General features: G+C 72.3%; 22 protein-coding genes and 1 tRNA gene. 4 read left to right on the top strand and 19 right to left on the bottom strand.

Going from position 1 to position 25,125, the window contains the following annotated elements; genetic code table 11:
• Positions 1–8: 8 nt before the first annotated feature.
• From thrB to argS, 5 genes are read right to left on the bottom strand one after another with little or no spacing between them, the layout of a single operon-like run.
• The gene (thrB, locus tag ABD223_RS35865; protein WP_344041295.1) at positions 9–917 is read right to left on the bottom strand and encodes a homoserine kinase; all 909 of its coding nucleotides are present in this window, start codon (positions 915–917) and stop codon (positions 9–11) included.
• Positions 914–2,017: a threonine synthase gene (gene thrC / locus ABD223_RS35860; RefSeq protein ID WP_344041293.1), complete on the bottom strand. Its 1,104-nt coding sequence runs from the start codon at positions 2,015–2,017 to the stop codon at positions 914–916. Before thrC ends, thrB begins: the two co-directional genes overlap by 4 nt.
• Positions 2,014–3,339: a homoserine dehydrogenase gene (locus ABD223_RS35855; RefSeq protein WP_344041291.1), complete on the bottom strand. Its 1,326-nt coding sequence runs from the start codon at positions 3,337–3,339 to the stop codon at positions 2,014–2,016. Before ABD223_RS35855 ends, thrC begins: the two co-directional genes overlap by 4 nt.
• Position 3,340: 1 nt before the next feature.
• Positions 3,341–4,765 (bottom strand): diaminopimelate decarboxylase, encoded by a 1,425-nt coding sequence (gene lysA / locus ABD223_RS35850; RefSeq protein WP_344041289.1) that lies wholly within the window; start codon positions 4,763–4,765, stop codon positions 3,341–3,343.
• On the bottom strand, positions 4,765–6,408 hold the full coding sequence (gene argS / locus ABD223_RS35845; RefSeq protein WP_344041287.1) for an arginine--tRNA ligase: 1,644 nt from the start codon (positions 6,406–6,408) through the stop codon (positions 4,765–4,767). The genes lysA and argS overlap by 1 nt, the downstream gene beginning before the upstream one ends.
• 170 nt (positions 6,409–6,578) lie before the next feature.
• On the opposite strand from argS, the gene ABD223_RS35840 reads away from it, so the two are divergent.
• Positions 6,579–7,442: a thioredoxin-like domain-containing protein gene (locus tag ABD223_RS35840; protein WP_344041285.1), complete on the top strand. Its 864-nt coding sequence runs from the start codon at positions 6,579–6,581 to the stop codon at positions 7,440–7,442.
• Entirely contained in the window at positions 7,442–8,122 is a 681-nt protein-coding gene (locus ABD223_RS35835; RefSeq protein ID WP_344041282.1) for a DUF305 domain-containing protein, read from the top strand. The genes ABD223_RS35840 and ABD223_RS35835 overlap by 1 nt, the downstream gene beginning before the upstream one ends.
• Positions 8,123–8,488: 366 nt before the next feature.
• On the opposite strand, the gene ABD223_RS35830 is transcribed toward ABD223_RS35835, so the two are convergent.
• Positions 8,489–9,601: an ROK family transcriptional regulator gene (locus ABD223_RS35830; RefSeq protein WP_344041469.1), complete on the bottom strand. Its 1,113-nt coding sequence runs from the start codon at positions 9,599–9,601 to the stop codon at positions 8,489–8,491.
• 187 nt (positions 9,602–9,788) lie between these two features.
• Here ABD223_RS35830 and ABD223_RS35825 point away from each other — a divergent pair, with 187 nt between their 5' ends.
• Entirely contained in the window at positions 9,789–14,051 is a 4,263-nt protein-coding gene (locus ABD223_RS35825; RefSeq protein ID WP_380645788.1) for a GH92 family glycosyl hydrolase, read from the top strand.
• Between the two features lies 1 nt (position 14,052).
• Here the strand turns inward: ABD223_RS35825 and ABD223_RS35820 are convergent, their stop codons facing one another.
• Complete coding sequence (locus ABD223_RS35820; protein ID WP_344041278.1) at positions 14,053–14,961, bottom strand: cation diffusion facilitator family transporter; 909 nt, start codon at positions 14,959–14,961, stop codon at positions 14,053–14,055.
• A gap of 182 nt (positions 14,962–15,143) precedes the next feature.
• Between ABD223_RS35820 and ABD223_RS35815 the strand changes: the two genes are divergently transcribed.
• A tRNA-Arg gene (locus ABD223_RS35815) sits at positions 15,144–15,215 on the top strand.
• 129 nt (positions 15,216–15,344) lie between these two features.
• On the opposite strand, the gene ABD223_RS35810 is transcribed toward ABD223_RS35815, so the two are convergent.
• From ABD223_RS35810 to ABD223_RS35755, 12 genes are all read right to left on the bottom strand, one after another.
• Entirely contained in the window at positions 15,345–16,718 is a 1,374-nt protein-coding gene (locus ABD223_RS35810) for a tyrosine-type recombinase/integrase (protein ID WP_344041276.1), read from the bottom strand.
• Positions 16,718–16,906, bottom strand: coding sequence for a helix-turn-helix transcriptional regulator (locus tag ABD223_RS35805; RefSeq protein ID WP_344041274.1), 189 nt, complete (start codon positions 16,904–16,906; stop codon positions 16,718–16,720). The genes ABD223_RS35810 and ABD223_RS35805 overlap by 1 nt, the downstream gene beginning before the upstream one ends.
• Positions 16,907–17,050: 144 nt before the next feature.
• Complete coding sequence (locus tag ABD223_RS35800) at positions 17,051–18,052, bottom strand: AAA family ATPase (protein WP_344041272.1); 1,002 nt, start codon at positions 18,050–18,052, stop codon at positions 17,051–17,053.
• Positions 18,049–18,939: a bifunctional DNA primase/polymerase gene (locus tag ABD223_RS35795; protein WP_344041270.1), complete on the bottom strand. Its 891-nt coding sequence runs from the start codon at positions 18,937–18,939 to the stop codon at positions 18,049–18,051. Before ABD223_RS35795 ends, ABD223_RS35800 begins: the two co-directional genes overlap by 4 nt.
• A 108-nt stretch (positions 18,940–19,047) precedes the next feature.
• Entirely contained in the window at positions 19,048–19,797 is a 750-nt protein-coding gene (locus ABD223_RS35790) for a PP2C family serine/threonine-protein phosphatase (protein WP_344041268.1), read from the bottom strand.
• A 26-nt stretch (positions 19,798–19,823) separates the two neighbouring features.
• Complete coding sequence (locus ABD223_RS35785) at positions 19,824–19,994, bottom strand: hypothetical protein (RefSeq protein WP_344041266.1); 171 nt, start codon at positions 19,992–19,994, stop codon at positions 19,824–19,826.
• Positions 19,995–20,029: 35 nt separating this feature from the next.
• Positions 20,030–20,773, bottom strand: coding sequence for a hypothetical protein (locus ABD223_RS35780; RefSeq protein WP_344041264.1), 744 nt, complete (start codon positions 20,771–20,773; stop codon positions 20,030–20,032).
• Positions 20,774–20,830: 57 nt separating this feature from the next.
• Complete coding sequence (locus tag ABD223_RS35775; protein WP_344041262.1) at positions 20,831–20,992, bottom strand: hypothetical protein; 162 nt, start codon at positions 20,990–20,992, stop codon at positions 20,831–20,833.
• A 306-nt stretch (positions 20,993–21,298) separates the two neighbouring features.
• Entirely contained in the window at positions 21,299–23,530 is a 2,232-nt protein-coding gene (locus ABD223_RS35770; RefSeq protein ID WP_344041260.1) for a hypothetical protein, read from the bottom strand.
• Entirely contained in the window at positions 23,527–24,645 is a 1,119-nt protein-coding gene (locus tag ABD223_RS35765; RefSeq protein ID WP_344041258.1) for a hypothetical protein, read from the bottom strand. The genes ABD223_RS35770 and ABD223_RS35765 overlap by 4 nt, the downstream gene beginning before the upstream one ends.
• Positions 24,642–24,905 carry a hypothetical protein gene (locus tag ABD223_RS35760; protein WP_344041256.1) on the bottom strand — a complete coding sequence of 88 codons (264 nt, stop codon included), beginning with the start codon at positions 24,903–24,905 and terminating at the stop codon, positions 24,642–24,644. The genes ABD223_RS35765 and ABD223_RS35760 overlap by 4 nt, the downstream gene beginning before the upstream one ends.
• Positions 24,902–25,096: a hypothetical protein gene (locus ABD223_RS35755; protein ID WP_344041254.1), complete on the bottom strand. Its 195-nt coding sequence runs from the start codon at positions 25,094–25,096 to the stop codon at positions 24,902–24,904. The genes ABD223_RS35760 and ABD223_RS35755 overlap by 4 nt, the downstream gene beginning before the upstream one ends.
• Between the last annotated feature and the right edge of the window lie 29 nt (positions 25,097–25,125).

The raw sequence follows: 25,125 nt of genomic DNA, 5'->3' as shown, positions 1-25,125 counted from the left end.
AGCCGATCTCAGCCGAGTGGCGCAACGCACACCCCGCCCAGGTCAACCGGGACCCGGCGCACCTCGAACCCCTCCCGGTCGACCCCCGGCGGCAGGTCGCCGCCCACCGGCAGGGCCAGCACCGTGGGCCCCGCCCCGGACACCGCCGCCGCCACCCCGGCCTCCCGCAGCGCCCGGACCAGCCGGGACGTCGCGGGCCAGGCGGGCTCCCGGTACGGCTCGTGCAGCCGGTCGTCCAGCGCGCTGACCAGCAACGACGGGTCGACGGAGAGCGCGTGCACGGCCAGCGCCGACCGGGACGCGGCGAACGCGGCGTCGCCGTGCGGCACCTCCGGCGGCAGCAGCCCGCGCGTCGTGCGCGTGGACGACTCCTCGGCGGGCACCAGCACCACCGGCGACACGCCCGGGTGCGGGTCCACACGCACCGCGCGGTACCGGTCACCCTCCGTCCAGGCGATCACGACGCCGCCGAACATGCTGGCCGCCACGTTGTCGGCGTGTCCCTCGAACTCCGCTGCGAGTTGCAACGCGGTCGTGTCCAACTCGCGACCGGCGAGCCCGTGCGCCGCCGCCACGCCGGCCACGATCGCCGCCGCCGACGAGCCGAGGCCGCGGGCGTGCGGGATCGCGTTGCGGCACGTCAGCCGCAGGCCGGGCACGTCGAGCCCGAGGTGGTCGGCCGCCGCGCGGAAGGCCCGCACGACCAGGTGCCGCTCGTCGGTGGGCACGTCCGCCGCGCCCTCGCCGCCGACGACGACCTCCAGCCCGCCCGGGACGACCTCGAAATCCAGCTCGTCGTGCAGGCCCAGGGCCATGCCGAGGGCGTCGAACCCGGAGCCGAGGTTCGCCGTGGAGGCGGGCACCCGCACGCGGACGCCCACCTCGACCTCCGTCACGGCGGGGCGGACGCCCGTCACGCCAGCTCCAGGGCGGTGGCCACGGCGCCCGGGTCCACCGGCACCGGCTCGACCTCGGCCATGCCGAGCAGGGCCGAGTCGGGGTCCTTGAGGCCGTGGCCGGTGACCGTGCACACGACCGTCGACCCCTTGGGCAGCCTGCCGTCGGCGGCGGTGGCCAGCAGGCCGGCCACGCTGGTCGCGGACGCGGGCTCGACGAAGATGCCCTCGGTGGCCGCGAGCAGCCGGTAGGCCTCCAGGATCTTCTCGTCGGTCACCGCCTCGAACAGCCCGCCGGACTCCTCCTTGGCCGTGACCGCGCCGGTCCACGACGCGGGGCTGCCCACCCGGATGGCGGTCGCGATGGTCTCGGGGTTCGCCACCGGCGCGCCCAGGACCAGCGGCGCGGCGCCGGCCGCCTGGAACCCGAACATGCGGGGAACCGAAGCGACCACGCCGTCCTCGCGGTAGTCGGAGTAGCCGCGCCAGTACGCGGTGATGTTGCCCGCGTTGCCGACGGGCAGGCAGTGCACGTCCGGCGCGCGGCCGAGCACGTCGCAGATCTCCCACGCGGCGGTCTTCTGGCCGACGAGCCGGACCGGGTTGACCGAGTTGACCAGGGTGATCGGGTACTCGGAGGCGGTCTTGGCCGCCAGTTCGAGGCAGTCGTCGAAGTTGCCGTCGATCTGGAGGATCCGCGCGCCGTGCGCCACGGCCTGCGCCAGCTTGCCCAGCGCGATCTTGCCGCGCGGCACGAGCACGGCCGCCCGCAGGCCCGCCTTGGACGCGTAGGCCGCCGCGGACGCCGAGGTGTTGCCGGTCGACGCGCAGATGACCGCCTGCACACCGCCGGCCAGCGCGTGCGTCATGGCCACGGTCATGCCGCGGTCCTTGAACGAGCCGGTCGGGTTCGCGCCCTCGACCTTGACGTGCACCTCGCAGCCGGTGACCTCGGACAGGTGCTCGGCGTGCACCAAGGGGGTCCCGCCCTCGTGGAGGGTGATCACCCGAGCGCCCTCGGGGAGCCGGATCCGGTCCGCGTAGGCGCGGATGATGCCCGGCCACCCGGGCCGCGCCGCAGTCCGGTTCCCGGCTCCGCCGGGGGCAGCCTGGATCGTCATGTCTCTTCGCCTTCCACGCGCATCACGCTGACCACTTCCCTGACCACGGGCAGCCCGCCGATTTTGTCCACGGTCGACCGCAGTGCCGCGTCGGTCGCGGCGTGGGTGACGACCACCAGGCTGGCGTCGTCGACCCGCCCCTCCTGCCGCACCGCCGCGATGCTCACGTCGTGCTCCGCGAACACCGCCGCGACCTGCGACAACACGCCCGCCCGGTCGGCGACGTCGAGGCTGATGTGATAGCGCGTGGGGGTTTGCCCCATCGGCCGCGAGGGCAGGCCCGCGTAGGCCGACTCGCGCGGGCCGCGCCCGCCCTGCACCAGGTTGCGGGCCACGGCGACGAGGTCGCCGAGCACCGCGCTCGCCGTGGGCGCGCCACCGGCGCCCTGGCCGTAGAACATCATCTCGCCGGCCGCGTCGGCCTCCACGAACACCGCGTTGAACGCGCCGTTCACGCCGGCCAGCGGGTGCGACCGGGGGATCATCGCCGGGTGCACCCGCACCGAGATGCCCTCGGTCGCCCCCGCGTCCGCCCCCTCGCCGTCCCCGCCGACGGGCACCCGCTCGCAGATCGCCAGCAGCTTCACGATCCGGCCCAGCGCCTTGGCCGCGGCGATGTCGGCCGCGCTGACCGAGGCGATGCCCTCGCGGTGCACGTCGGCGGCCGTGACGCGGGTGTGGAAGGCCAGCGACGCCAGGATCGCGGCCTTGGACGCGGCGTCGAACCCGTCCACGTCGGCGGTCGGGTCGGCCTCGGCGTAACCCAGCCGGGTGGCCTCCTCCAGCGTCTCGCCGTAGCTCGCGCCGGTGGAGTCCATCCCCGAGAGGATGAAGTTGGTGGTGCCGTTGACGATGCCCATCACCCGGGTGATGCGGTCACCGGCCAGCGACTCGCGCAGCGGCCTCAGCAGCGGGATCGCGCCCGCCACGGACGCCTCGAAGTACAGGTCCGCGCCCGAGGCGTCGGCGGCGGCGGACAGCTCGGCCGTGTGCTCGGCCAGCAGCGCCTTGTTCGCCGTCACCGCGGACTTGCCCGCGCGCAGCGCGTCGAGCAGCAGCGTCCGGGCGGGCTCGATGCCCCCGATGACCTCGACCACCACGTCGACGTCCGAGGCGACCAGCGCCGCCGCGTCGGTGGTCAGCAGGTCGGCGGGCACCTCGCGGTGCTTGTTCGGCTTGCGCACCGCGATGCCGGCCAGCTCGACCGGCGCGCCGACGCGGGCGGCCAGGTCGGCCGCCTGGTCGGTGAGCAGTCGCACCACCTCGGTGCCGACGGTGCCGCAGCCCAGCAACGCGACCCGGATCGGCTTATGGCTAGGCACGTCATACCTCCAGGCGGAACAGGTCTTCCTCGGTCTCCCGGCGCAGCAGCAGCCGGGGTTCCCCGTCCAGCACGGCGGCGAGCGCGGGTCGGGGCAGCCGGTTGTAGCCGCTGGCCATCGAGTAGCAGTAGGCGCCGGTCGCGGCGACCGCGATCAGGTCGCCGGGCGCCAGGTCGCCGGGCAGCCAGCAGTCGCGCACCACCACGTCGCCGGACTCGCAGTGCTTGCCGACCACGCGGCACAGCACCGGCCCGGCGTCCTCGCCGGCGGCGCGGGACACCAGCCGGCAGTCGTAGACCGCGTCGTAGAGGGCGGTGCGGATGTTGTCGCTCATGCCGCCGTCGACGCTCACGTAGCGGCGGGTCGCGCCCGCGTCCAGCTCGACGTCCTTGATGGTGCCCACCTCGTACAGCGTCACCGTGCCGGGGCCCACGATCGCGCGGCCGGGCTCGACCGCGATCTTCGGCGCGGGCAGGCCGGCGTGCTCGCACTCCTTGGACACGATGTCGCGCAGCTGCCGCGCCAGCTCGGCGGGCGGCGGCGGGTCGTCGTCCGAGGTGTAGGCGATGCCGAGGCCGCCGCCGAGGTCGACGGTGGTCACGTGGTCCAGGACGCCGTCGCCGTGCTCGTCGCGCAGCTCGGCGAGCAGCCCGACGACGCGCCGGGCGGCCACCTCGAAGCCGCTGGCGTCGAAGATCTGCGAGCCAATGTGGCTGTGCAGGCCGACCAGCCGCAGGCCCTGGGCCTTGAGCACCCGGCGGGCGGCCTCGGCGGCGTCGCCGGAGGTCAGCGAGAAGCCGAACTTCTGGTCCTCGTGCGCGGTGGCGATGAACTCGTGGGTGTGCGCCTCGACGCCGACGGTGACGCGGATCATCACCGGCTGCACGCGGCCGCGCTCGCGGGCGACGTGGTCGAGCCGGGCGATCTCGTGGAACGAGTCGAGCACGACCGCGCCCACGCCCGCCTCGACCGCGGCGGTCAGCTCGGCGACGGACTTGTTGTTGCCGTGGAGCGCGATCCGCTCGGGCGGGAAGTCCGCGCGCAGCGCCACGGCCAGCTCGCCGCCGCTGCACACGTCGATGCTCAGGCCCTCCTCGGCGACCCACCGGGCGATGGCCACGGACAGGAACGCCTTGGACGCGTAGTGCACCTGGGTCGGGTCGCCGAAGGCCTCCGCGTGGTCGCGGCAGCGCGAGCGGAAGTCGGCCTCGTCCATCACGAACAGCGGGGTGCCGTGCTCCTGGGCGAGCCGCCGCACGTCGACGCCGCCGAGGCGGACCGCGCCGTCGTCGCCGCGCCCGGCGTTCCGGGGCCACACGTTCGGGTGAAGTTGGTCGAGTTCCTCGGACGTGGCCGGGCGTCGGCCCGCCGTGTTCGCCGGGACCAGGACGTCGGCGTGCCGGGGACCGGCCGGGTGCGCGCGCATCACATCCGCTCCGGCGCGGTCACGCCCAGCAGGGCCAGGCCGTTGGCGAACACCTGGCGCGTGGCCGCGACCAGCCGCAGCCGGGCGCGGTGCAGCTCGGTGGTCTCCTCGTCGCCGCGCGGCAGCACCCGGCACACCTCGTGGAACCGGTGGTAGGTGCCCGCCAGCTCCTCCAGGTAGCGCGCCACGCGGTGCGGTTCGCGCAGCTCGCCGGCCGTGGCCACGACGCGCGGGAACTCGCCGACGGTCCGCACGAGGTCGCCCTCGCGCTCGTGGGTGAGCAGGTCGAGCGCGTCACCGGGCGCCACGCCCAGCTGGTCGGCGTTGCGCAGCACCGACGACAGCCGCGCGTGCGCGTACTGGACGTAGAACACCGGGTTGTCGTTGCTGCGCTTGCGCAGCAGGTCCAGGTCGATGTCCAGGGACGAGTCGACCGACGACCTGGTCATGGCGTACCGGGCGGCGTCCACGCCCACCGCGTCCACCAGGTCCTGCATGGTGATCACGGTGCCCGCGCGCTTGCTCATCCGCACCGGCTTGCCGTCGCTGACCAGGTTCACCAGCTGGCCGATCAGCACCTCGACCGAGTCCGGGTCGTCGCCCAGCGCCGCGGCGGCGGCCTTGAGCCTGCCGACGTAGCCGTGGTGGTCCGCGCCCAGCATGTAGAGGCACAGGTCGAAGCCGCGCGACCGCTTGTCCACCAGGTAGGCGATGTCGCCCGCGATGTAGGCCGGGTCGCCGTCGCTCTTGATGACCACGCGGTCCTTGTCGTCGCCGAACTCGGTGGACCGCAGCCACCACGCGCCGTTCTCGAAGTACAGCGCGCCGGAGGCCTTGAGCTGCTCGACGGCCTTGGTCACCGCGCCCGAGCGGTGCAGCGAGTCCTCGTGGAAGAAGACGTCGAAGTCGGTGCCGAAGTCGTGGAGGTCCCGCTTGATCTCCTCGAACATCAGGTTCACGCCGATGCGGCGGAACACCTCGGGCGCGTCCTCCGAGGTCAGCGCGCTGGGCTCCTGGCGGAGCACCTCGGCCGCGATGTCGCCGATGTAGCCGCCCGCGTAGCCGTCCTCGGGGGCGGGCTCGCCCTTCGCGGCGGCGATCAGGGACCGGACGAACCGGTCGATCTGCGCGCCCGCGTCGTTGAAGTAGTACTCCCGGGTGACCTCGCCGCCGGTGAACTCCAGCACGCGGCCCAGCGCGTCGCCGACCGCGGCCCAGCGGGTGCCGCCCAGGTGGATGGGGCCGGTCGGGTTCGCCGAGACGAACTCCAGGTTGATCCTGCGCCCGGCCAGCGCCTCGCCGCGGCCGTAGTCGGCCCCCGCCGCGACCACGTCGCGCACGATCGCGCCCTGCGCGTCGGCGGCCAGGCGCAGGTTGAGGAAGCCGGGACCGGCCACCTCGACCGAGGAGATGGCATCGGTCGAGGTCAGCGCGTCGGCGAGCCACGTGGCGAAGTCGCGCGGGGTCACGCCGACCTTCTTGGCGGTCTGGAGGGCCACGTTCGTCGCGTAGTCGCCGTGCTCGGGGTTGCGGGGGCGTTCGATCGTGACCGCTGTCGGCAGGGCGGCGGGGTCGAGGCCGCGGGTGGACATCACGTCCACGGCCGTCGCACGGACCAGTTCAGCTAGCGCAGCGGGAGTCACCCGGCAAGTCTAGGGAAGCGTTCCCGCTGGTCTCGACTGGGATGCTCGTCCCGATCCGTGAGAAGGGCAACTGTGAACGACCACCCCCGGTGACAGGGAGTTGACGGTGATCCGACACCGGGTCCCTACACTGGCCCGCGGCATGGGCGTATGACGAGACTGAGGCGGACATGACCAGCGGCAAGAAGACTAAGGCCGCGCGCTCCAGCGTTGCGGCGGCGCGCTCCTCGGTGGTGGCGAAGAAGCCGAAGCCCTGGGGGACCATCCTGGCGGTGGTCGTCGTGCTGGGCCTGGCGGCGGGCGTGTTCGGCTACGCGTACGTCCAGATCGACGCGAAGAACGACCGCGAAGCGGCCCTGGCCAGGTGGAACCCCTCCGAGGAGAACAAGGACCCCTCGGACGGCATCCAGGGCGTGCTCAAGAAGGAGTACGAGGCCGGCAAGCACGTCACCGCCGACCAGCGGGTCGCCTACGACATCACCCCGCCCATCGGCGGGCCGCACGACGGCGTCTGGGCGGTCTGCTCGGGCGTGGTCTACGAGACCGCGGTGCGCACCGAGAACATGGTCCACGGCCTGGAGCACGGCGCCGTGTGGATCGCCTACAACCCGGACCAGGTGACCGGCGAGGCGCTGGACAAGCTGAAGGCCAAGGTCGACGGCCAGCAGTTCACGATGATGTCGCCGTACCCGGGCCTGGACAAGCCGATCTCGCTCCAGGCGTGGGGCCACCAGCTCAAGGTGGACACCGCCGACGACGAGCGCATCGACCAGTTCATCCAGTCGCTGCGCCGCAACCAGTACACCTACCCCGAGGTCGGCGCGACCTGCGACTCGTCCACGTTCGACGTGACCAACCCGCCGGCGTTCGTGGCCGAGGCCCCGGGCCCGGACGCGGTGCCGATGGACGGCGGCACGACCGACCCGAGCGAGACCGGCGGCACCGAGGGCGCGACCGACGCCCCCGCGACCGGCGCCCCCGCCACCGACGCCCCGGCAGCCTCGGAGACCCCGGGCACCGCCCCGTCGAACTGATGACCGAACCCGAGCAGCGGCACGGCTCCACCGCGACCCGCGTGGTCGTCCTCTCGATCGCGGTGGTCGCCGTGCTGCTGCTCGGCGCGGCGGTCGGCCTGCTGATCCAGCTCCCCAACCGGGGCGGCACGTCGGTGCCGGCCGCCGACTCCGTCGACGTCGGCTTCGCGCAGGACATGGCCGTGCACCACCTCCAGGGCGTCACCATGGCCAACCTGGCGCGGGACAAGACGGAGGACCCGGCCGTCGAGCAGCTCGCCTTCGACATCCAGTCCACGCAGCTGGAGCAGGTGGGCCGGATGAAGGGCTGGCTGACCTTCTGGGGCCGGCCGGAGCAGTCCGTCGACGGCACGTACATGAAGTGGATGAAGGGGTCGGACCACGCGCACGGCGGCGACGCCGCGACCACGGGCGCCACCGGCCTCATGCCCGGCATGGCGACCTCGGAGGAGCTGAACCGCCTCCGCCGCCTCACCGGGACCGAGTTCGACGTGTACTTCCTCCAGCTGATGCTGCGCCACCACCGGGGCGGCGCCCCGATGGCCGAGTACGGGGCCGCGAACGCGACCCAGCCGGTCGTGCGCACGCTCGCCGACAACATGCTGCGGTCGCAGCGGGGCGAGGGCGAGCTGATGGAGGAGATGCTGACCGAGCGCGGGGCCGCACCGCTGGAGGGCTGAGCCCTCGCCGGAGACCGGACCGCGCCGGAGTGCCGGCCCCTGCCGGAGGCCTGACCGCACCGGAAGCCTGACCGCGCTGGAGTCCTGACCGCGCGGCACGTCCCGGACGTGCGGCGCGAGGCGTCCCGAAGACCTTCCGCGCACGGGGCAGGCGTTGTGTCCAGCGCGGCGCCTGCCCCGTGCGGCACGGTCGGGAAGGGACCACGTCCCCCGTACTCCCGTCCCGACTCCCTGGTGCCACATCGGAAGGACACCTAACCCTCCAGGAGGAGGTGCGGTAACGCTATGTCATTACCGGCCAGTTCACACCTACGCCAATTGAGTGAATTAGCAGGTGAGCGGGATTCACCTATTGCCGGAGCGTGATCACCCGCGGCGGTCGAACACCAGGTCGCGCGCCGACCGCAACCCCATCGCCACCGCGCCGCTGAGCACCGCCCCGTCACCCAGCTCCCCCGCCACGACCTTCGGCGCGAACGGCGTCAGCCGGCGCAGGGCGGCCTCCAGCGGCTCCTGGAGCAGGTCGGCGCTGCGGCCGATGCCGCCGCCGAGCACCACCAGCTCCGGGTCGATCACCGCCACCACCGAGGCCACCGCGAACGCCAGCCGCCCGGCCTCGTCGCGCACCGCCGCCAGCGCCCGCTCGTCACCCGACCGCGCCGCGGCGAACACGTCCCGCGCCGACCGCGCGACCAGCCCGTGCTCCTGGGCCAGCGCCACCACCGAGCCCGCCGCCGCGACCGCCTCCACGTGCCCGCCACCCGGCGACCAGGGCAGGTAGCCGATCTCGCCCGCCGCGCCGTGCGCGCCCCGGAACAGCCGGCCGTCCACCACGATGCCCATGCCGATCCCGGTGCCGACGGAGACGCACACGAACACCTCCGCGCCCCGCGCCGCGCCCTGCGCCTGCTCGCCCACCGCGGCCAGGTTCGCGTCGTTCTCGACCAGCAGCTCGGCGCCCAGCGCGTCCTCCAGGTCCGCCAGCAGACCGGGCCGCTCCAGGCCGGGCACGTTCGGCGCGTGCCGCAGCGTGCCGTCCCGCCGGTCGGGCACGCCGGGCAGGCCGACCACCTTCACCACCAGGTCGGCCGGCGCCAGCCCGGCCTCCGCCGCGGCCCGCGACGACACCTCCGCGACCGCCTTGACCAGCGCGGGCGCCGACCGGCAGCGGTTGCGCTCGTCGACCCGCGCGATCACCCGGCCGGCCAGGTCCGCCACCGCGGCCCGGATCCGCTGCCGCCCGACGTCGACGCCGAGCACGTGCCCGGCCGCCGGGTTCGGCTCGTAGACCACGGCCGACCGGCCGGGACCCGCCGTGGTGCGGCCGATGGCGCGCACCAGCCCGTGCTGCTCCAGGTCCAGCAGCGCCTGGCCGACGGTCGGCTTGGACAGCCCCGTCTGCCTGGCGATCTGCGGCCTGGTCGCCGGGCCGTCCGCCCGCAGCCGGTCGAGCACCGCGCGCTGGTTGAGCACGCGCATACCGGCCGGGGTGCCCACCGGTGGTTTGTCGACCGTCACAGCGAGTGAGTCTAGATCGGTTGGAGCAGCGGTCGGACAGGCTTGCGGACAAGATGGCGAACCGGACTTGACAACGATGTCACACAGCTATTCGCTTCGCTGAAGATCGGTTCGGGCAAAGATCGGTTCGAGGCGAGAGGCGTGCGCGATGGGGCTCATGCGGGCAAGGAGATCGCTGGCGGTCGTCACGACCGCTGCGCTGGCGCTGGGCGGCGTGGGAGGCTGGTCGGCAGCCACCGCCGCACCGGAGCCCGGGAGGCCAGCCGTGAGCGAGACGTCGTTCGCCACCTCGTTCGAGGACGGGCAGCCGCAGCCCACGTGGCTCAGCGAGGTCGAGACCGGTCCCGACGGCGCGCCGAAGACCTCGGGCGTCAACGGCTCCGACTCCACCGGGCTGCCCGGCAACGTCACCGACCGCGTGGTCGACGTCGCGGCCAACTCCGAGTTCGCGGACGCGGGCGAGGTCAAGGAGAACCTGGTCGACGGCAACGCGTCGTCGAAGTGGCTGGCGTTCTCCCGGACCGGCTGGGCCCGGTTCACCTTCGCCGAACCGGTCGCGGTCAAGCGGTACGCGCTGACCTCGGCCAACGACGAGCCCGGCCGCGACCCGAGGGACTGGGCGCTGCGCGGCTCCGCCGACGGCGCCACGTGGACCACGATCGACACCCGCGCGGGCCAGGTGTTCGACGGGCGCCACCAGACGAAGGTCCACGAGCTGGCCAACACCGAGGCGTTCCGCTTCTACCAGCTCGACATCACCGCCAACGGCGGCGCGGACGCCCTCCAGCTCGCCGAGGTCCAGTTCTCCGACGGCTCCACCACCCCGCCCGCGCGGCACATGCGCACCACGGTCGGCAAGGGCGCCAACGGCGGGTACAACGCCAAGGCCGGCGCGGGCTTCACCGGCGTCCGGGCCCTGCGCTACCAGGGGACGCACACGGCCGAGGGCCGCGGCCACTCCTACAACAAGGTCGTCGAGGTCGACATCCCCGTCACGGCCACGACCGAGCTGTCGTACCTGATCTTCCCGTCGTTCACCACCGACGACCTGAACTACCCGGCCACGTTCGCCGCGGTGGACCTCGCGTTCTCCGACGGCACCTACCTCAGCGACCTCGGCGCGCGCGACCAGCACGGCTTCGAACTGTCACCGCGCGGGCAGGGCGCGGCCAAGGTGCTCTACACCAACCAGTGGAACCGCGTCGCCTCCGTCGTCGGCCGGGTCGCCGCGGGCAAGACGATCAAGCGGATCCTGCTCGCCTACGACAACCCTAAGGGCCCGGCCGCGTTCAACGGCTGGGTCGACGACATCGCGGTCAAGTCCGCGCCCGCCGTCGTGGAGCGCGCCCGCCCGTCCGACTGGGTGCTGACCACCCGCGGCACCAACTCCAGCGGCGCGTTCTCGCGCGGCAACAACTTCCCGGCCACCGCGGTGCCGCACGGCTTCAACTTCTGGTCGCCCATGACCAACGCGGGCTCGACCAGCTGGCTCTACGAGTACGCCAAGAACAACAACCGGGACAACCTGCCCACGCTCCAGGCGTTCACCGCCAGCCACGAGCCGAGCCCGTGGATGGGCGACCGGCAGACGTTCCAGGTGATGCCGTCCACCGGCGCGCCCACCGCCGACCGGGCCGTGCGCGCGCTGCCGTTCAAGCACGAGAACGAGGTCGCGCGGGCGCACTACTACGGCGTGGCGTTCGAGAACGGCATGAAGACCGAGATCGCGCCGACCGACCACGCGGCGCTGTTCCGCTTCACCTTCGCCGACGGGGCCTCGAACCTGGTGTTCGACAACGTCAACAACAACGGCGGGCTCACCCTCGACCCCGCGGCCGGCGTGGTGACCGGCTTCTCCGACGTCCGCAGCGGCCTGTCGGTCGGCGCGACGCGCCTGTTCGTCTACGGCGTGGTCGACGAGCCGGTGGCGGGCAGCGGCCGGCTCACCGGCGCGGGCCGCGACGACGTGGCCGGCTACTTCTCGTTCGACACCTCGGCCGACAAGACCGTGACGCTGCGGCTGGCCACCTCGCTGATCAGCGTGGACCAGGCGCGCCGCAACCTGGAGCTGGAGATCGCGCCCTCGGACACCCTGGAGTCGGTGCGCGAGCGCGCCCAGGCCGCCTGGGACGACGTGCTCGGCGCGGTCGAGGTCGAGGGCGCCTCCGAGGACCAGCTGACCACGCTGTACTCGAACATGTACCGGCTCTACCTGTACCCGAACTCCGGTTTCGAGAACACCGGCACCGCCGAGGCGCCCCGGTCGCAGTACGCCTCCCCCGTGCAGCCCGCCGGCCCGTCCACCCCCACGCGGACCGGCGCGAAGGTCGTGGACGGCGAGGTCTACGTCAACAACGGCTTCTGGGACACCTACCGCACCACGTGGCCCGCGTACTCGCTGTTCACGCCCGAGCGCGCGGCCGGGCTCGTCGACGGCTTCGTGCAGCAGTACCGCGACGGCGGCTGGATCTCCCGCTGGTCCTCGCCCGGCTACGCCGACCTGATGACCGGCACCAGCTCGGACGTGGCGTTCGCCGACGCGCTCGTCAAGGGCGTCGACCTGCCCGACGCCGAGGCCGCCTTCGAGGCCGCGGTGAAGAACGCGACCGTGGCGCCGCCCAGCCCCGGCGTCGGCCGCAAGGGCCTGGACACCTCGATCTTCACCGGCTGGACCTCCACGGCCACCCACGAGGGCATGTCGTGGGCGATCGAGGGCTACGTCAACGACTACGGCATCGCCAACATGGCCCGCGCGCTGCACGAGCGGACCGGTGACGCGAAGTACCTGGAGTCCCACGAGTACTTCGCCAACCGGGCGCAGAACTACGTGCACATGTTCGACCCGGAGAGCGGGTTCTTCCAGGGCCGCAAGCCCGACGGGACCCGCCGCGTGCCGTCCGACGAGTACGACCCGCGCGTGTGGGGCTACGACTACACCGAGACCGACGGCTGGAACATGGCGTTCTCGGTGCCCCACGACGGCCAGGGCCTGGCCAACCTGTACGGCGGGCGCGACGGCCTGGCGGCCAAGCTCGACGAGTTCTTCGCCACCCCGGAGACCGCGAAGTTCCCGGGCTCGTACGGCGGCGTGATCCACGAGATGACCGAGGCCCGCGACGTGCGGATGGGGCAGCTCGGCCACTCCAACCAGGTGTCGCACCACATCGCCTACATGTACGACTACGCGGGCCAACCGTGGAAGACGCAGGAGAAGGTGCGCGAGATCCTGTCCAGGCTGTACGTGGGCAGCGAGATCGGCCAGGGCTACCCCGGCGACGAGGACAACGGCGAGCAGTCGGCGTGGTGGCTGTTCAGCGCGCTGGGCTTCTACCCGTTGCAGATGGGCAGCGCGTCCTACGCGATCGGTTCGCCGCTGTTCACCAAGATGACCGTGCGCCTGGACAACGGCGGCACGCTGGTCGTCAACGCGCCGAAGAACAGCGCGGGCAACATCTACGTCCAGTCCCTGAAGGTCAACGGGAAGAAGTGGGACAAGGCGCACCTGCCGCACGCCGAGATCGCCCGCGGCGGGACGCTCGACTTCGAGATGGGCCCGTCGCCGTCCCGCTGGGCCACGGGCCCGGACGCCGCGCCGCCGTCGCCGACCACCGGTTCGGAGCCGCCCGCGCCGCTGCGCGACGTGACCCGCGGCGCCACCGTCACCGGCCCGGCCGCCGTGGTGGACGACACCTCGCAGACGTCCGCCCAGCTGACCTCGCTCCAGGTGGCGCTCCCGGACGGCAAGGAGGCGGCGACGTACTACACGCTGACCTCCGGCAAGGCGGCCGGCGACCCGACCGCGTGGGAGCTGAAGGCCTCCTACGACGGGACGAACTGGGTGACCGTGGACGCGCGCGCCGACCAGGCGTTCCAGTGGCGGCAGCAGACCCGCGCGTTCAAGATCGCGGCGCCGGGCCACTACCGGCACTACCGCCTGGAACTCGGCGCCTCCGCCACCCTCGCCGAGTTCGAACTCCTGTCCAAGCCGTTGACCTGCACCAACACCATCACGGGCGAGCACCGCGGCCCCCTGGCCGTGCGCTCCGGCACGACCTGCGTCGACAACGCCGCGGTCACCGGCCCGATCACCGTGGCGGCGGGGGCGTCGCTGCGCGTCTTCAACAGCCGGCTGCGCGGCGCCCTCTCCGCGACCGCGGCCGCGTCCGTGGTCCTGGTCGGCAGCAGCGTCGAAGGCGCGGTCAGCATCACCCGCACCACCGGCCGGGTGTCGCTCGAACAAACGACCATCACGGGCCCGGTGAACCTGGTCGGCAACCGGGGCGGCACGGTCCTCGCGGGCAACCACGTCACCGGCCCGGTGTCGTGCGTCATCAGCGACCCGCCCCCGGTGGACAACGGCTGGGTCAACGAGGTGAGGGGGCCCAGGACCGGGCAGTGCTCCGGGCTCTAGGTCACCAGGAGATCTCGCGGCACCTCTGCGCCGAGTCCCCGGGCTCGACCTGGAGCGTGGCGTGCTCGATGTGGTAGCGCCCGGCGAGCAGGTCCTGAGCGGCCCTCAGGACCTGCGCCGGGTCCGCGTCGGGGTGCGTGGCGAGGTGGGCGGAGGCGACCTCCATGCCGGAGGTGAGCGTCCAGACGTGCAGGTCGTGCGCCTCCGCCACCCCGGGCAGGCGGCCCAGCTCGACCTGCACCTCGGCGACGTCCAGCCGTTCGGGGGCGTGCTGGAAGAGGATGCGCAGGGCGCTGACGGCCAACCGGTAGGTCCTCGGGAGCACGAACAGCCCGATCGCCACCCCCATCGCCGGGTCCGCGTACCGCCACCCGAAGGCCAACGTCAGCACCCCGCTGACCAGCACGCCCACCGACCCGACGAGGTCGGCGAGCACCTCGAGGTAGGCGCCCCGGACGTTGATGCTCTCCTCCGCGCCGCCCCTGAGCACGAAGAACGAGACGAGGTTCGCCACCAACCCGGCAACCGCCGCGAGCACCACGGGCCACCCCGGCACCGCGGGCGGGTCGCCGAACCGCTGGACGGCCTCGTACAGGACGTACCCGGCGACCCCGAACAGCAGGACGGCGTTGGCCAGGGCAGCCAGCACCTCGGCCCGGTACAACCCGAACGTGCGACTCCCCGACGTCCCGGCGCGGCGCGCGAGCAGGATGGCGGCAAGGGCCATGCCGACGCCGAGGACGTCGGTGAGCATGTGCGCGGCGTCGGAGATGAGGGCCAACGACCCGGTCGCGAACCCGACGGTGAACTCGACGACCGCGAAAACCGCGCCGATGGCGAAGGCGACCCACAGGCGGTTGAGGTGCTTCGCACCGGTGCCCGCCACCCCGTGGCCGTGTCCGTGACCCATGCGTTGGAACATATAGTCACATGCGCATGAGTACAACCGGGTGACCCGGGGCTCACCGAAGAGTGAGACGGCACAGACCGGGACTTGACCGGTCGCGATGGTGAAACCGCAGGTCACCGGCTCGTGGGGGGTGGGGTGAAAACCACCTCGTGCGGTGCGCTAAGCTTCTCCCTGTAGCTACGGCCCCCGTAGCTCAGGGGATAGAGCACCGCCCTCCGGAGGCGGGAGCGCAGGTTCGAATCCTGCCGGGGGCACATCGCTCAAGCAGCACGAAAAGGCCCTTGACCAGCGCGAAGCCGGTCAAGGGCCTTAGTCGTCTGTCCGGCCGTGTCTGGTGGAGTCCGGCCGTCTACGGCTGGTTGTGCCAAATACGTGCCAAAGTTTCAGCCCTTCGGTTGGTGGCCCAGAGCTGCCTCAACGCGTTGCCGGACCGCCGCCGCCTCCCCGTCGAGGCACTTGGCGTAGATCTTGAGCAGCACCTCCACCGAGTGCCCCGCCCACTCGGCCACGGTCACCGCGGGCACTCCCCCGTTGAGCCACGTCGACACTGCTGCGTGCCGCAGGTCGTAGGGCGTGCCCGCCAGCGGCGTGGCGGCCACCTCCGGGGTGAACACCTCGGCGCGGGCGCGTTGCCAGGCCCGGACGATGGTGAGCTTGGGCAACTCCTGGTCGTTGCGCTCGCCGGTGAACAGCCGGCCGTCCGCAGCTGTGCCGAACTGCTTGATGTGGGAGTGCAGCAGTGCGGTCAACTCAGGGGCGCATGGCACCGTACGGCTTTCCCCTCGTGCCCGCTGCTTGAGCTGTCGGCGGTCGCGGTTGGCCCCGCTATCGGTCCAGTCCTTTCCGGCGTGCGGTTCGGCGGTGTCGATCGTCAGTTCTCCCCACCCCTCATCTGGCAGGGACAGGTTGTGCTTGGCGAGCGCTACGGCTTCCTCGGGCCGCATGGCGGCGAAGTAGAGGCACCCGAAGAACGCCACCAGGCGCGGGCCGCTGCGCTGCTGGGTGCCCATAGCGGCCAGCAGCGTGCGGGCCTGCACTGGGTTGGCCACCGAGCGCCGGTCCACTGCGTGGACGGTCTTGGGTGCGGTCCACTTCAGCACGGGAATCGGATTCCTGGTCAACAACTTCAGTTCAACGGCGTACTCCATGGCAGTGGACAGGATCTTGCGGCGTCGGCTGACCACGCTCGGTGCATAGGGCTTGCCGTCGAGTCGGACGGTGAGCGCGTCGAGCACCGGGCGCAGCACCTCGGGATCGGCCAGCGCGGACACCGGCCTGGTGTTGCGTTCGATCCACCGCAGCGCCCCGGCTACGTCGTCCGGCTTGCTCTCGTCACGGCGGTTGGTGTTGAACGCCCACCGGCCCAACGCGGACCGGATGAGCTTGTCGTCCGGCTTGCCTTTGGTGGTGGTGAACAACGCCGTCGTCACCGCTGTGAGCGCTTCGGCGTGCGTGCGCCTGGTCGTGGCGGCGGCCCGGGGCCACTTCATGTCCGCGAACGCGCACGCCAGTTGGAACCACGACATCGTCCGTTCCTCGCGGCGCATCGACACCGGTCGGCCGGTGTCGATGTGGAACGCCTCCCCACGCCGCGACGCCGCCACCAGCTCCGAGCGGAAACTGTCAGCCAGAGCCGCCGTGCGAAACCCTTCCCGGCGGAGCTTGCCCGCGACCTTCCACCGCACGTAGTGCGTGGTGGTCTTCTTGCCCTGGTAGGCCTCGATTTTGTAGATCCGGACGTCATAGGTGGTGTCCATCAGGCCGCTTCCCCCAGGGATTCGTACCAGCGTTCGATGTCGGTGCGGTCGATGCGGAGTTCGCCGTTGGGCAGTTTGCGGCAGCGCGGCGCGGTGCCCTTGGCCCGCCATTCGTAGAAGGTGGAACGGGAGATGCGCATCTCCTGGCAGAACTCGGCGACCTTGAGCCGTTCGCGTGGTGCCCCCATCGGCTGGTCCTTTCGTGCGTGGTGCGGGACAGGTGGGACAGGTCCGTGCGACACCTGTCCCACCTGGTTTGTGCTGTTCAGGTGGGGTGGCGAGACAGGTGGGACAGGTGGGACAGCTTCCGACTCGGGCGCTGTCCCACCCGGTCAGATCAGCGGCGCGTAGTAGCGGCTGGTGGCGTCCTTGGTGAGCTGTCCGGCCTCGTGCATCCGGGCGCAGGTGCGCCGGACGTTCCCGGCGTCCACGCCGATGGCGGCGGCGATTTCGGCCGGGGTGCTGCCGCTGTTCTCGCGCAGGTGGCGCAGGATGGCGGCGCGGGTGTCGCTCACGGTGTGGTCGATGGCGGGGCCGTCGAGCATGGTCCACGCGCCGTTGTCGGGGTTGAAGCTCAGGGCGTGGTCGGCTTCCTCCACGTCGCGGCCGGTGATGTGCAGGACACCGTCGGCGTTGTTGCGCCCGCGTTCGAGCACGAGCACCGCATCGGCCGCGCCCGCAATGCCGTTGGTTCCCGACACGGTCGCCAGGAAGTCCTCGTGCACGGCCTTGCGGACGTGGTGAACCAGCACGACCGCCACCCCGAAGTGGTCGGCGACGCGCTTGGCACGACCGACAGCGGCGTAGTCGGCGTCGTACTGCTGGACGTTGCCCGGTTCTGCACCTCGGACCTTGGCGAACACGTCGATGACCACCAGGCGCGCCGCCGGGTTGCCGCGCAGCCACCCGGCAATGGCCCTGTCCCCACCCTGAGGCAGCGGCGGGCACTGGGTGGCCAGCGTCAGCAGGTGCGGCGCGGCCTGGTCACCGAGCATCTTGCCCATGCGGGTCTTGAGCCGCCGCGCGGTGTCCTCCAACGCCAGGTACAGCACCGGGGCGGCGGGGCCGGTGTCGATGCTGCCGAATGCGGGCTTGCCGGATGCGATGGACAGGCCCAATCCGAGCGACATCCACGACTTGCCGACCTTGGGTGGTCCGGCCAGCAGCGTCACGCCCTCGCAGAGCACACCGGGCACAGCCCACTTCGGGTCCGGGAAGTCGGCGGCCATGAGTTTGTCGGCGGTCCAGGCATCGGCGAACGGGTCGGGTTCAGCCGAAGGTGCAGTGGTCATGACGGTGGTCGCTTCCTCGTGGTCGGGCAGGAGGTAATTCATGCGGCCACTTGTCGTGGTCGGCGAGCACCGTCGCGAAGACCGCTGGTGATGGTCTGTTGGGCGGTGTGGTGGGTGTAGGCGTTGACGGCGACGTGCCCGGCGGCGGCGTGGGTGAGTACGTCACGCACTTCGTCTTCGGTGAGCGCTCCCCCTGCCACGAGTTGTCCGAGGGCTTGGGCGGCGCAGTAGAGCGCGAAGTTGCGCTGCCCACCGGCCGCACCTTCCACGCGGGCTACCTCGGCAGCGATGGCGGCGCGCAGGTACCGGCCGTGCCGGTCCCCTGTCGACGCCCGTAGCGCGACCGGCGCGGCCGGGGCCGGGGGCAGCGGAGCGGGACGCAGCAGCCCAGCTATCCACGCAGGCAGCACCGACACAGGAGCGTCTTCGGTGATCTCATAGTGGTGCCCGCCGATGGCGGAGCCGGGTGCGACGACGTAGCCGCCATGAGCGCGGGTGTCGATCAGCCGACCGAGCTTGCCCGCAGTGTTGCGGTACTCGACGCCCGCCGGTGCCCGGAAGTACAGGTGCAGCCCACCCGAGGGCGTGGTGACCGTGCGGGTGTCGACGGGCAAGGGCTCCACGTGCTGGTCTGCCAGCAGGGCGAGCACTTCCAAGCCGTGCCGGAAGCCGTCCGGGTCGGGCTTGTCCGGCTTGGCCACGTCGAGGTCCACCACGACCAGCCCGGCCGGGCCGGTGGCAAGTCCGATGTTGTAGGCGGGGCCGTGGGTCCAGCACCGGCGGATGCGGCCGGGGTCGGTGGTGGCGCGCTGTTCCCAGTTCTTGATGGCCGGCCGCTTGCCACCGGGCACGAGGGGAAAGACGGGGTAGCCGCAGGCGGCCATGTGCTGTGCCGCGGCGAGCAGTTCGGGAGAGAAGTCAGCGGGCATGGCGGTGATCCCTTCCGGACATTGGGTAGTGACGGGTGCCGGTGGGGGTCGCGCCGGGGACGGTGGGTTGGTCACGTCCCCGGCGCGACCAGCCCATTCGGTGGGTGGTTAGCCGATGTGGATGACGGCGGCGGTGGCGTTGTCGAACTCGTGGGCGGGTTCGGGGCCTTGCAGGGCGGCGGAGACCAGGAGCCGGGCGAGGGTGTCGGGGTCGGGGTTCTGGTCGATGAACAGGGCGATGTCGTCGGTGCTCAGGCGCTTGTGGATGCCGTCGCTGGTGAGGACGACCAGCGGGTCGTGGGTGGTGCTGGTGGTGATGGATGCGACGGTGGCGCGGGCGAGGGTGGTGCGGACGGCGTCGTCCAGCTCGCGCACCGTTCCGGCGGTGTCGAGGTTGACGAGCAGTTCGAACAGGCGGCGGTCGTGGGTGTGGGAGGCCAGGAGTTCGAACAGGGTGTGGTCGGTGGTGTGCAGGCCGATGGTGTGGCCGTTCCAGGAGTGGGCGCGGACGTCGCCGCAGTGCGCGACCACGGTGTTCCCGTCGGGGTAGGTGACGGCGAGCGCGCCGACGGCGTTGGGGCGGGACTGGTCGGCGGTGCCGGAGGAGACGAGTTCGGCGGCGGCGAGCAGGCCGGGCAGCGCGCCGCGGCGTGCGCCGACGCGGGCGGCGACCTCGGCCAGCAGGCCGGCGGTGTGGGCGGTGTCGGTGTCGCTGCCGATGCCGTCGATCAGGGCCACGGCGGTGGTGCCGTCACCGGCGGTGTGGGTGGCGGTGGCGTCGCACTGGTGGGACCGGCCGCCGATGTCGGAGGCGGTGGCCACGGTGACGTTCGGTCGGGTGCTGGGGTTGTGGGACAAGACGGGCTCTCCTCGGGTGGGGGTGGTCAGTCCTCTTCGGCGGCCTTGCGGATCTCGCGGGCGCGATCGCCGACGTAGTTGGCCGCGTCCTGGGCCGCGGCGTCGTGGGGGCGGCGGTTGGCGTAGTTGGTGACGTAGGTGGCGAAGCCTTCGGCGAGTCGGGCGGCGATCTTCGGGTCGGGCTGCTTGCGGGCCATGCGGGTTCTCCTGTCGGTGGGGGTGGTGTCGCGGCTCAGCGGCGGCGCAGTCGGCGCAGGGCGGCGAGGGTGAAGCCGACCTGTTGGGTGACGTGGTCGTTGCCGGAGGCGGTGTTGCGGGTGCCGCGCCGTCCGCCCTGGTCGTCGGTGGTGTCGTCGTCCCGGTCGCGGTCGGTCACGTCCCTGTCCTGACCTGCGGTGGGGCGGGTGCGCGAGGTGGGGCGGGTGGTGCCGTGGTGGACGTCGTGTTGGCTGCCGACGTGGGCGTTGCCGTGGACGTTGTTGGTGTCGTCGTCGGTCGGCGGCGGGGTCACGTCCCCGATACCACCTGCGGTGACGCCGTCTGCGGTGAAGGTGACCGGCCCGGTGACCACACCGGTCTGGATGAGCGTGCCCCCGATGGGCCCGGCGGCGTAGTTGGTGTTGTGCAGGACAAATCCCCCGTAGTGGTGGGTGCCGGTGTCCTGTGTGGATGAGGTGGTCGTGGTGTCGTCGTCGGTGGTCGACGGGGTCACGTCCCTGTCGTGACCTGCGGTGGGATGGTGGTCGGCGGCGTGGTCCTGGCCCTGGTCGTGGTGGTGGCTCACGGCGTTGTCCTTGGCCTGTCGGTGGGCGGTGCGGGCAGCGTCGAGCCGGTCCTGAGCTGCCGTGATCCGGTCGGGGTTGCCGGTCTCACGGGCGTGGCGCAGGGCGCGGCGGGCGCGGGAGACGGCTTGGCGGGTGGTCTGGGTGGAGCGGCCACCGGCGTTGGGGCAGCGGCGTCCGCCTGCTCTGCACATGTCACGTCCCCTTGCCACGCTGGGAGTTGCGGCGGGTGGCGGGTCGCATGTGGCCGGTCACCGGGCGCGCCGGGCGAGGCAGGCGGTGCAGCGGGCGTAGCCGGACAGCCTCGGGAGCCACACGCGGGCGCTGCTGCTGTCGAACAGTTCGCCGCACAGGGTGCGGACGGTGCCGTCCCACGCGGAGCGGGTGCCGATGTGCGCGACGGGCTTGGCCATGACAAACCTCCTTTGTGACCGTGTGTAACGGTGTGTGGGTGTGCAGGGGTGGCGCGCGGGCGGTGTGGCGGGGTGCCGACGCGGCGGTGTCGAGCGGTTCGGGGGAGGAAGCCGTCAGGGGAGCGCGGGGGGCGTTTTCCGGGGTTTCGGCTGGGCCCCGCCCTGCTGTGTTGATCTTCCCTAATGATGGTCTTGGCTGGTGGGGCCCGGGAAGTTGGCTAGGGGAGCAGTCAGGGGAATTCCCCTGGCTCCGGCTGCTCCCCTGGCTGCTTCCCTGGTGCTTTCCGGTGGTCGCCGGGCGGGGTTCTAGCTCTCGTCGTCGTCGCCCGCGTCGTTCTCCATGTCACGCATCGTGACGGCCTCGGCGACGTCGTTGACGTCCACGGCGCTTTGTCCGCTGTCGCGCTTGACGATGGGCACCCGCACCTCGCGCAACTGGTCGGCGAGGGTCCTGCTGGTGTATTTGCCGTAGTGGTCGGGCCGCAGAGCGGCCAGGGCGTTGAGCACCTCGGCGGTGCGTAGGTGCTTGTGTCCGGTCAGGACGTGGGCGAGGTCGGTCAGGAAGTCCACCTCGTCCACGTCGTCGCCGGTGGGGGTGGGGACGTGACCGTTGCGCAGGTCCATGGCGCGGTGGGTGATCTCGGTCAGTTCGGCGGGGGTGAGGTAGAAGCTGCGCAGCAGGCCGGGTTTGGCCATGATGCCGCGGACCATGGCGGTGCCGATGTCGCCGGGGCCGTCGTCGGTGGCCGGCTCCAACGACACCGCGGAGATGCCAGCCTTGTAGCTGCCGGTGCCGAGGATGGCGTCGTTGGACTGCTGGTCGCCGATGGCGAAGCAGGCCTTGCACGAGGTCACGGCCGTGACCTTGCGCGGCAGCGAGGCGGTGGAGGCTTCCGGGGTGGCGAAGAGCAGGGTGACGGCGTACTTGCGGGCGGCGCTGATGAGCTTGGTGACCACGTCGGCGGCCTCCTCTCCGTGCTCCTCGTGCATGAACAGCGCCTGGCACTCGTCGATGACCACCACCCGCGGGCGCAGTCGGGCGTCCTTCGCTGCGACCGTGCGGTTGACCTTGCGTTCCTGGTGTTCGCGCAGCGCCTTGCCGCGCACGTCCAACTCCGCGTACAGCTCGCGCAGGGTGGCCAGGCAGGCCTTGACGGTGTCGGCGTCGGCCCCGGTGCGCAGGGTGCGCAGCCGCGGCTTGAGCGGTTCGTAGTCGAAGTTTTCCGCCAGCACGAACACGTCCACCTCCACCAGCGGGTCCAGCACCGCCCCGGCGACCAGGGTGATGAACAGGCTGGACTTGCCCGAGCCCATGACCCCGGAGGCGGCGTAGTTCTTCTCGAACAGCTGTGCCCGCACGACCTCGCCGCGGATGTTGACCCCCACGGGGACGGCGGTGAAGTAGTCCGTCGGCCCGTCGGTGTCCAGCAGCGGCCACGGGTCCACCGGGCCGGAGAGCGCGCCGGGGTCGGCCACCCACAGGTCCAGCACCCCGGCCCGGTCCTTGGGCTCCGAGGGCCACACCTCCACCGGCAGGCGCACGAGGTTGTGGGCCAGCACGGTCTTGCGCTTGACGATCTCCTCCACCGGCACGCCCTGCGGCAGCACGAGCTGCATCCGCACGCCGTTGCCGTCGCGGTGCGGCACCTGCACCCAGGTCGGGGTGATGCTGCTGCCCCAGCCCTGCTTGAACGCCTGCTTGAGCAGCGGCAGCCCACCGAGGTGGCGCAGCGCGGAGAGCACCGCGGCCTCGTCCACCACGACGTTGCGCCCGTCCGCCGGGACGGCCTGGTCGTCACCGGCCCACAACGGCAGCGTGCCCCGCGACCGGCCCACCGGAATGGTCCGCGCCGCCCACGTGCCGGCCCCGACGATCGCCCACGCCCACCAGTAGCCGCCTGCCGGGGACAGCTCCGCCACGGTGGTCCAGAACCCGACGACGTCGTTCCACCGGTCGGTCAGCGACCCGGCGCCCACCACGGCCTGCGCGGCGGCGAACCCGAGGAACAGCACGTGACCGCCGGCCAGCAGCACCACCACGCCACCCGACCAGCGCAGGATTTCGATGCGCCGTTCACGGCCGCGCTGTGCCGCGCCGGTGCGGCGGCGCTCCAACGCCTCCTCCAACTCCCGCAGCACCCGGAAGTCCTCGGCACTCTTGGCATTGACGCGCAGGGTGGTGATGGCCTGCTCAAGGTCCAGGTGCAGACGGCGGGCGCGACGCTCCTGGCGGCGGATCCGCGCGCCGGCCACCGCGTACCCGGCGTTGCGCAGCACGGCGCGGCCGACGGTGCGGGTGCGCTCGTGACGCACCACCCGCACCACCGCGCCCACCGCGTCCCGCGCCCGCTGCGCGGCCATGCGCCGGTCCAGCTCCGCCGACTCCCGCTCGGTCAGCAGCTCCCCCACCACCGCCCCGCCCGGCTCCAGCCCGTCCGTGTCCGGGGTGGTGTCGGCGCGGCGCACGGGCAGGCGCACCACGTTGGTCCGCTCGTGGTTCTCGTCGTCGTGGTGGTGGTCGTGGGCGGTGGTGCTCATCGGGTCACCTCGCTTCCGGTCGGGTCGGTCGGGTGGGGGTTGGTGAGGGCGTTGCGCAGTTCGCGGGCGTACTCGCTGCCGCAGCGCAGGTGGGCGCGGATGGCGCTGGCCGATGCGGTGGGCGGCAGGTCACCGGCGGCGACGGCGGCGCGCAGTCGGGGCAGCAGTTCGACGGCTCGTGCGGACAGTTGTGCCTGAACGATCGGGGTGTCGGGGGTGGTGTCGGCGATCACCGGCACAGGGGTGGGCGGGGTGTCGGCGGGCGCGGCGGACACCGCCCGGTCGGGGGTCCGGTCGGCTGTAGCCGGGGTGTCGGGGCGGGTGTCGGCGGTGTGGTCCAGGCGGGCGAAGCCGTCCCAGATGATCGGCATGACGGTGACCGCGCCGACGGCGACCAGGGGGCCGATGGCGTGGGCGAGCAGGGTCATGGGGCGGAAGTCGCCGGCCACGCCCGGCAGGTAGGGCCAGACGTTGAGCGTCAGGGTCACCCCGAGCGCGCCGAACTCCACCGCGGTCAGGTGCGGGTGGTGCAGGGCGGTGCCGCGGGTGGTCAGGAACGCCTTCGCCCCGACCACGACCAGCAGCACCGCGGAGATGACCGGTTCCACCGCCCACGCGGCCCACCACGCCGCGGTGAACTCCGGCACGCCGAGGGTCAGGGTGTGGTGCACCCCAGTGGTCGACCAGCCCAACGCCCCGACCAGGGAAAACAGGGCCACCACGGTGAGGACCAGGCGCACCCTGGCGGCCTGCCACGCGCGTGCCATCGGGTTCTGCCCGAGGGTGTGCAGGCGGGCGGCCTCGTGCGAGCGCTTGAGCGCGCGGCGCACCCGCGTGGTGTCCACCAGCAGCGGCGCGGTGTCGCCCTGCAACGCCAGCAGCCGATGCGCCTCGGCCACCTCGTCGGACAGCCGCCGCACCCGCCGGGTCTCCCCCGCGCCCTGGTCCTCGTCGTCGGCCCGGTCCCGGTCGTGGTCGACGGACACGGCCGGGGCGGTGGCCTGCCGGGGGATGGCCGGGGCGGCGGCGGCCACGTAGCGCTCCAACTCCACCACGGTCGCGGCGAACGGGTCGGACTCGTCGGGACCGGGCAGCGGAAGGACGGTCGTGCTCATCGGGACACCTCCTGTCGGCGCAGGTACAGCGGGGGACGGGACAACGAGGGGCGGCGTGCGCGGCGGGCCAGCGCCACCAGGGCCAGGGCGGGCACGCCGATCACGACCAGGACGGCGGTGGGGTCCTCGGCTTGGGTGATCACCGCCCACTGGGCCAGGCCGATCAACCCGGCGACCATGAGCAGTTTCCACAGGGCGATCACCGCGACCACGGCGAGCGCGGCGGTCAGCAGCAGGACGGGGGTGGGGACGGCGGTCACCGGGCACCGCCGGCGGGGCGCAGCACGCGGCCGGAGGCGGTCAGGTCCTGCCAGGTGCGACCGCGCTGCGAGGACGGCGCGGTGCCGTCGGCGCACGCCACAGGGGTGACCAGGCCGAACGGGGCGGGCTGGTGGAAGGTGTCGCCGGTGCGGTCGTCGATCAGGTCGCGCTGGTGGGCGTTGTTCGACATGCTGGGGATTCCTGTCTCGCGAAGTCGTG

It is taken from the genome of Saccharothrix xinjiangensis, from assembly GCF_039527585.1.
In the GTDB taxonomy this organism is placed as follows: Bacteria; Actinomycetota; Actinomycetes; order Mycobacteriales; family Pseudonocardiaceae; genus Actinosynnema; species Actinosynnema xinjiangensis.
Note: the sequence above shows the minus strand (reverse complement) of the source record. Positions and strands in the feature narration are given on the sequence as shown.

Coding starts and splice junctions, on each gene's coding strand:
- thrC (WP_344041293.1), bottom strand. CDS start 2,017: ATGACGATCCAGGCTGCCCCCGGCGGAGCCGGGAACCGGACTGCGGCG.
- lysA (WP_344041289.1), bottom strand. CDS start 4,765: ATGCGCGCGCACCCGGCCGGTCCCCGGCACGCCGACGTCCTGGTCCCG.
- ABD223_RS35840 (WP_344041285.1), top strand. CDS start 6,579: ATGACCAGCGGCAAGAAGACTAAGGCCGCGCGCTCCAGCGTTGCGGCG.
- ABD223_RS35835 (WP_344041282.1), top strand. CDS start 7,442: ATGACCGAACCCGAGCAGCGGCACGGCTCCACCGCGACCCGCGTGGTC.
- ABD223_RS35830 (WP_344041469.1), bottom strand. CDS start 9,601: ATGCGCGTGCTCAACCAGCGCGCGGTGCTCGACCGGCTGCGGGCGGAC.
- ABD223_RS35825 (WP_380645788.1), top strand. CDS start 9,789: ATGGGGCTCATGCGGGCAAGGAGATCGCTGGCGGTCGTCACGACCGCT.
- ABD223_RS35820 (WP_344041278.1), bottom strand. CDS start 14,961: ATGGGTCACGGACACGGCCACGGGGTGGCGGGCACCGGTGCGAAGCAC.
- ABD223_RS35810 (WP_344041276.1), bottom strand. CDS start 16,718: ATGGACACCACCTATGACGTCCGGATCTACAAAATCGAGGCCTACCAG.
- ABD223_RS35805 (WP_344041274.1), bottom strand. CDS start 16,906: ATGGGGGCACCACGCGAACGGCTCAAGGTCGCCGAGTTCTGCCAGGAG.
- ABD223_RS35800 (WP_344041272.1), bottom strand. CDS start 18,052: ATGAATTACCTCCTGCCCGACCACGAGGAAGCGACCACCGTCATGACC.
- ABD223_RS35795 (WP_344041270.1), bottom strand. CDS start 18,939: ATGCCCGCTGACTTCTCTCCCGAACTGCTCGCCGCGGCACAGCACATG.
- ABD223_RS35785 (WP_344041266.1), bottom strand. CDS start 19,994: ATGGCCCGCAAGCAGCCCGACCCGAAGATCGCCGCCCGACTCGCCGAA.
- ABD223_RS35780 (WP_344041264.1), bottom strand. CDS start 20,773: ATGTGCAGAGCAGGCGGACGCCGCTGCCCCAACGCCGGTGGCCGCTCC.
- ABD223_RS35775 (WP_344041262.1), bottom strand. CDS start 20,992: ATGGCCAAGCCCGTCGCGCACATCGGCACCCGCTCCGCGTGGGACGGC.
- ABD223_RS35770 (WP_344041260.1), bottom strand. CDS start 23,530: ATGAGCACCACCGCCCACGACCACCACCACGACGACGAGAACCACGAG.
- ABD223_RS35765 (WP_344041258.1), bottom strand. CDS start 24,645: ATGAGCACGACCGTCCTTCCGCTGCCCGGTCCCGACGAGTCCGACCCG.
- ABD223_RS35755 (WP_344041254.1), bottom strand. CDS start 25,096: ATGTCGAACAACGCCCACCAGCGCGACCTGATCGACGACCGCACCGGC.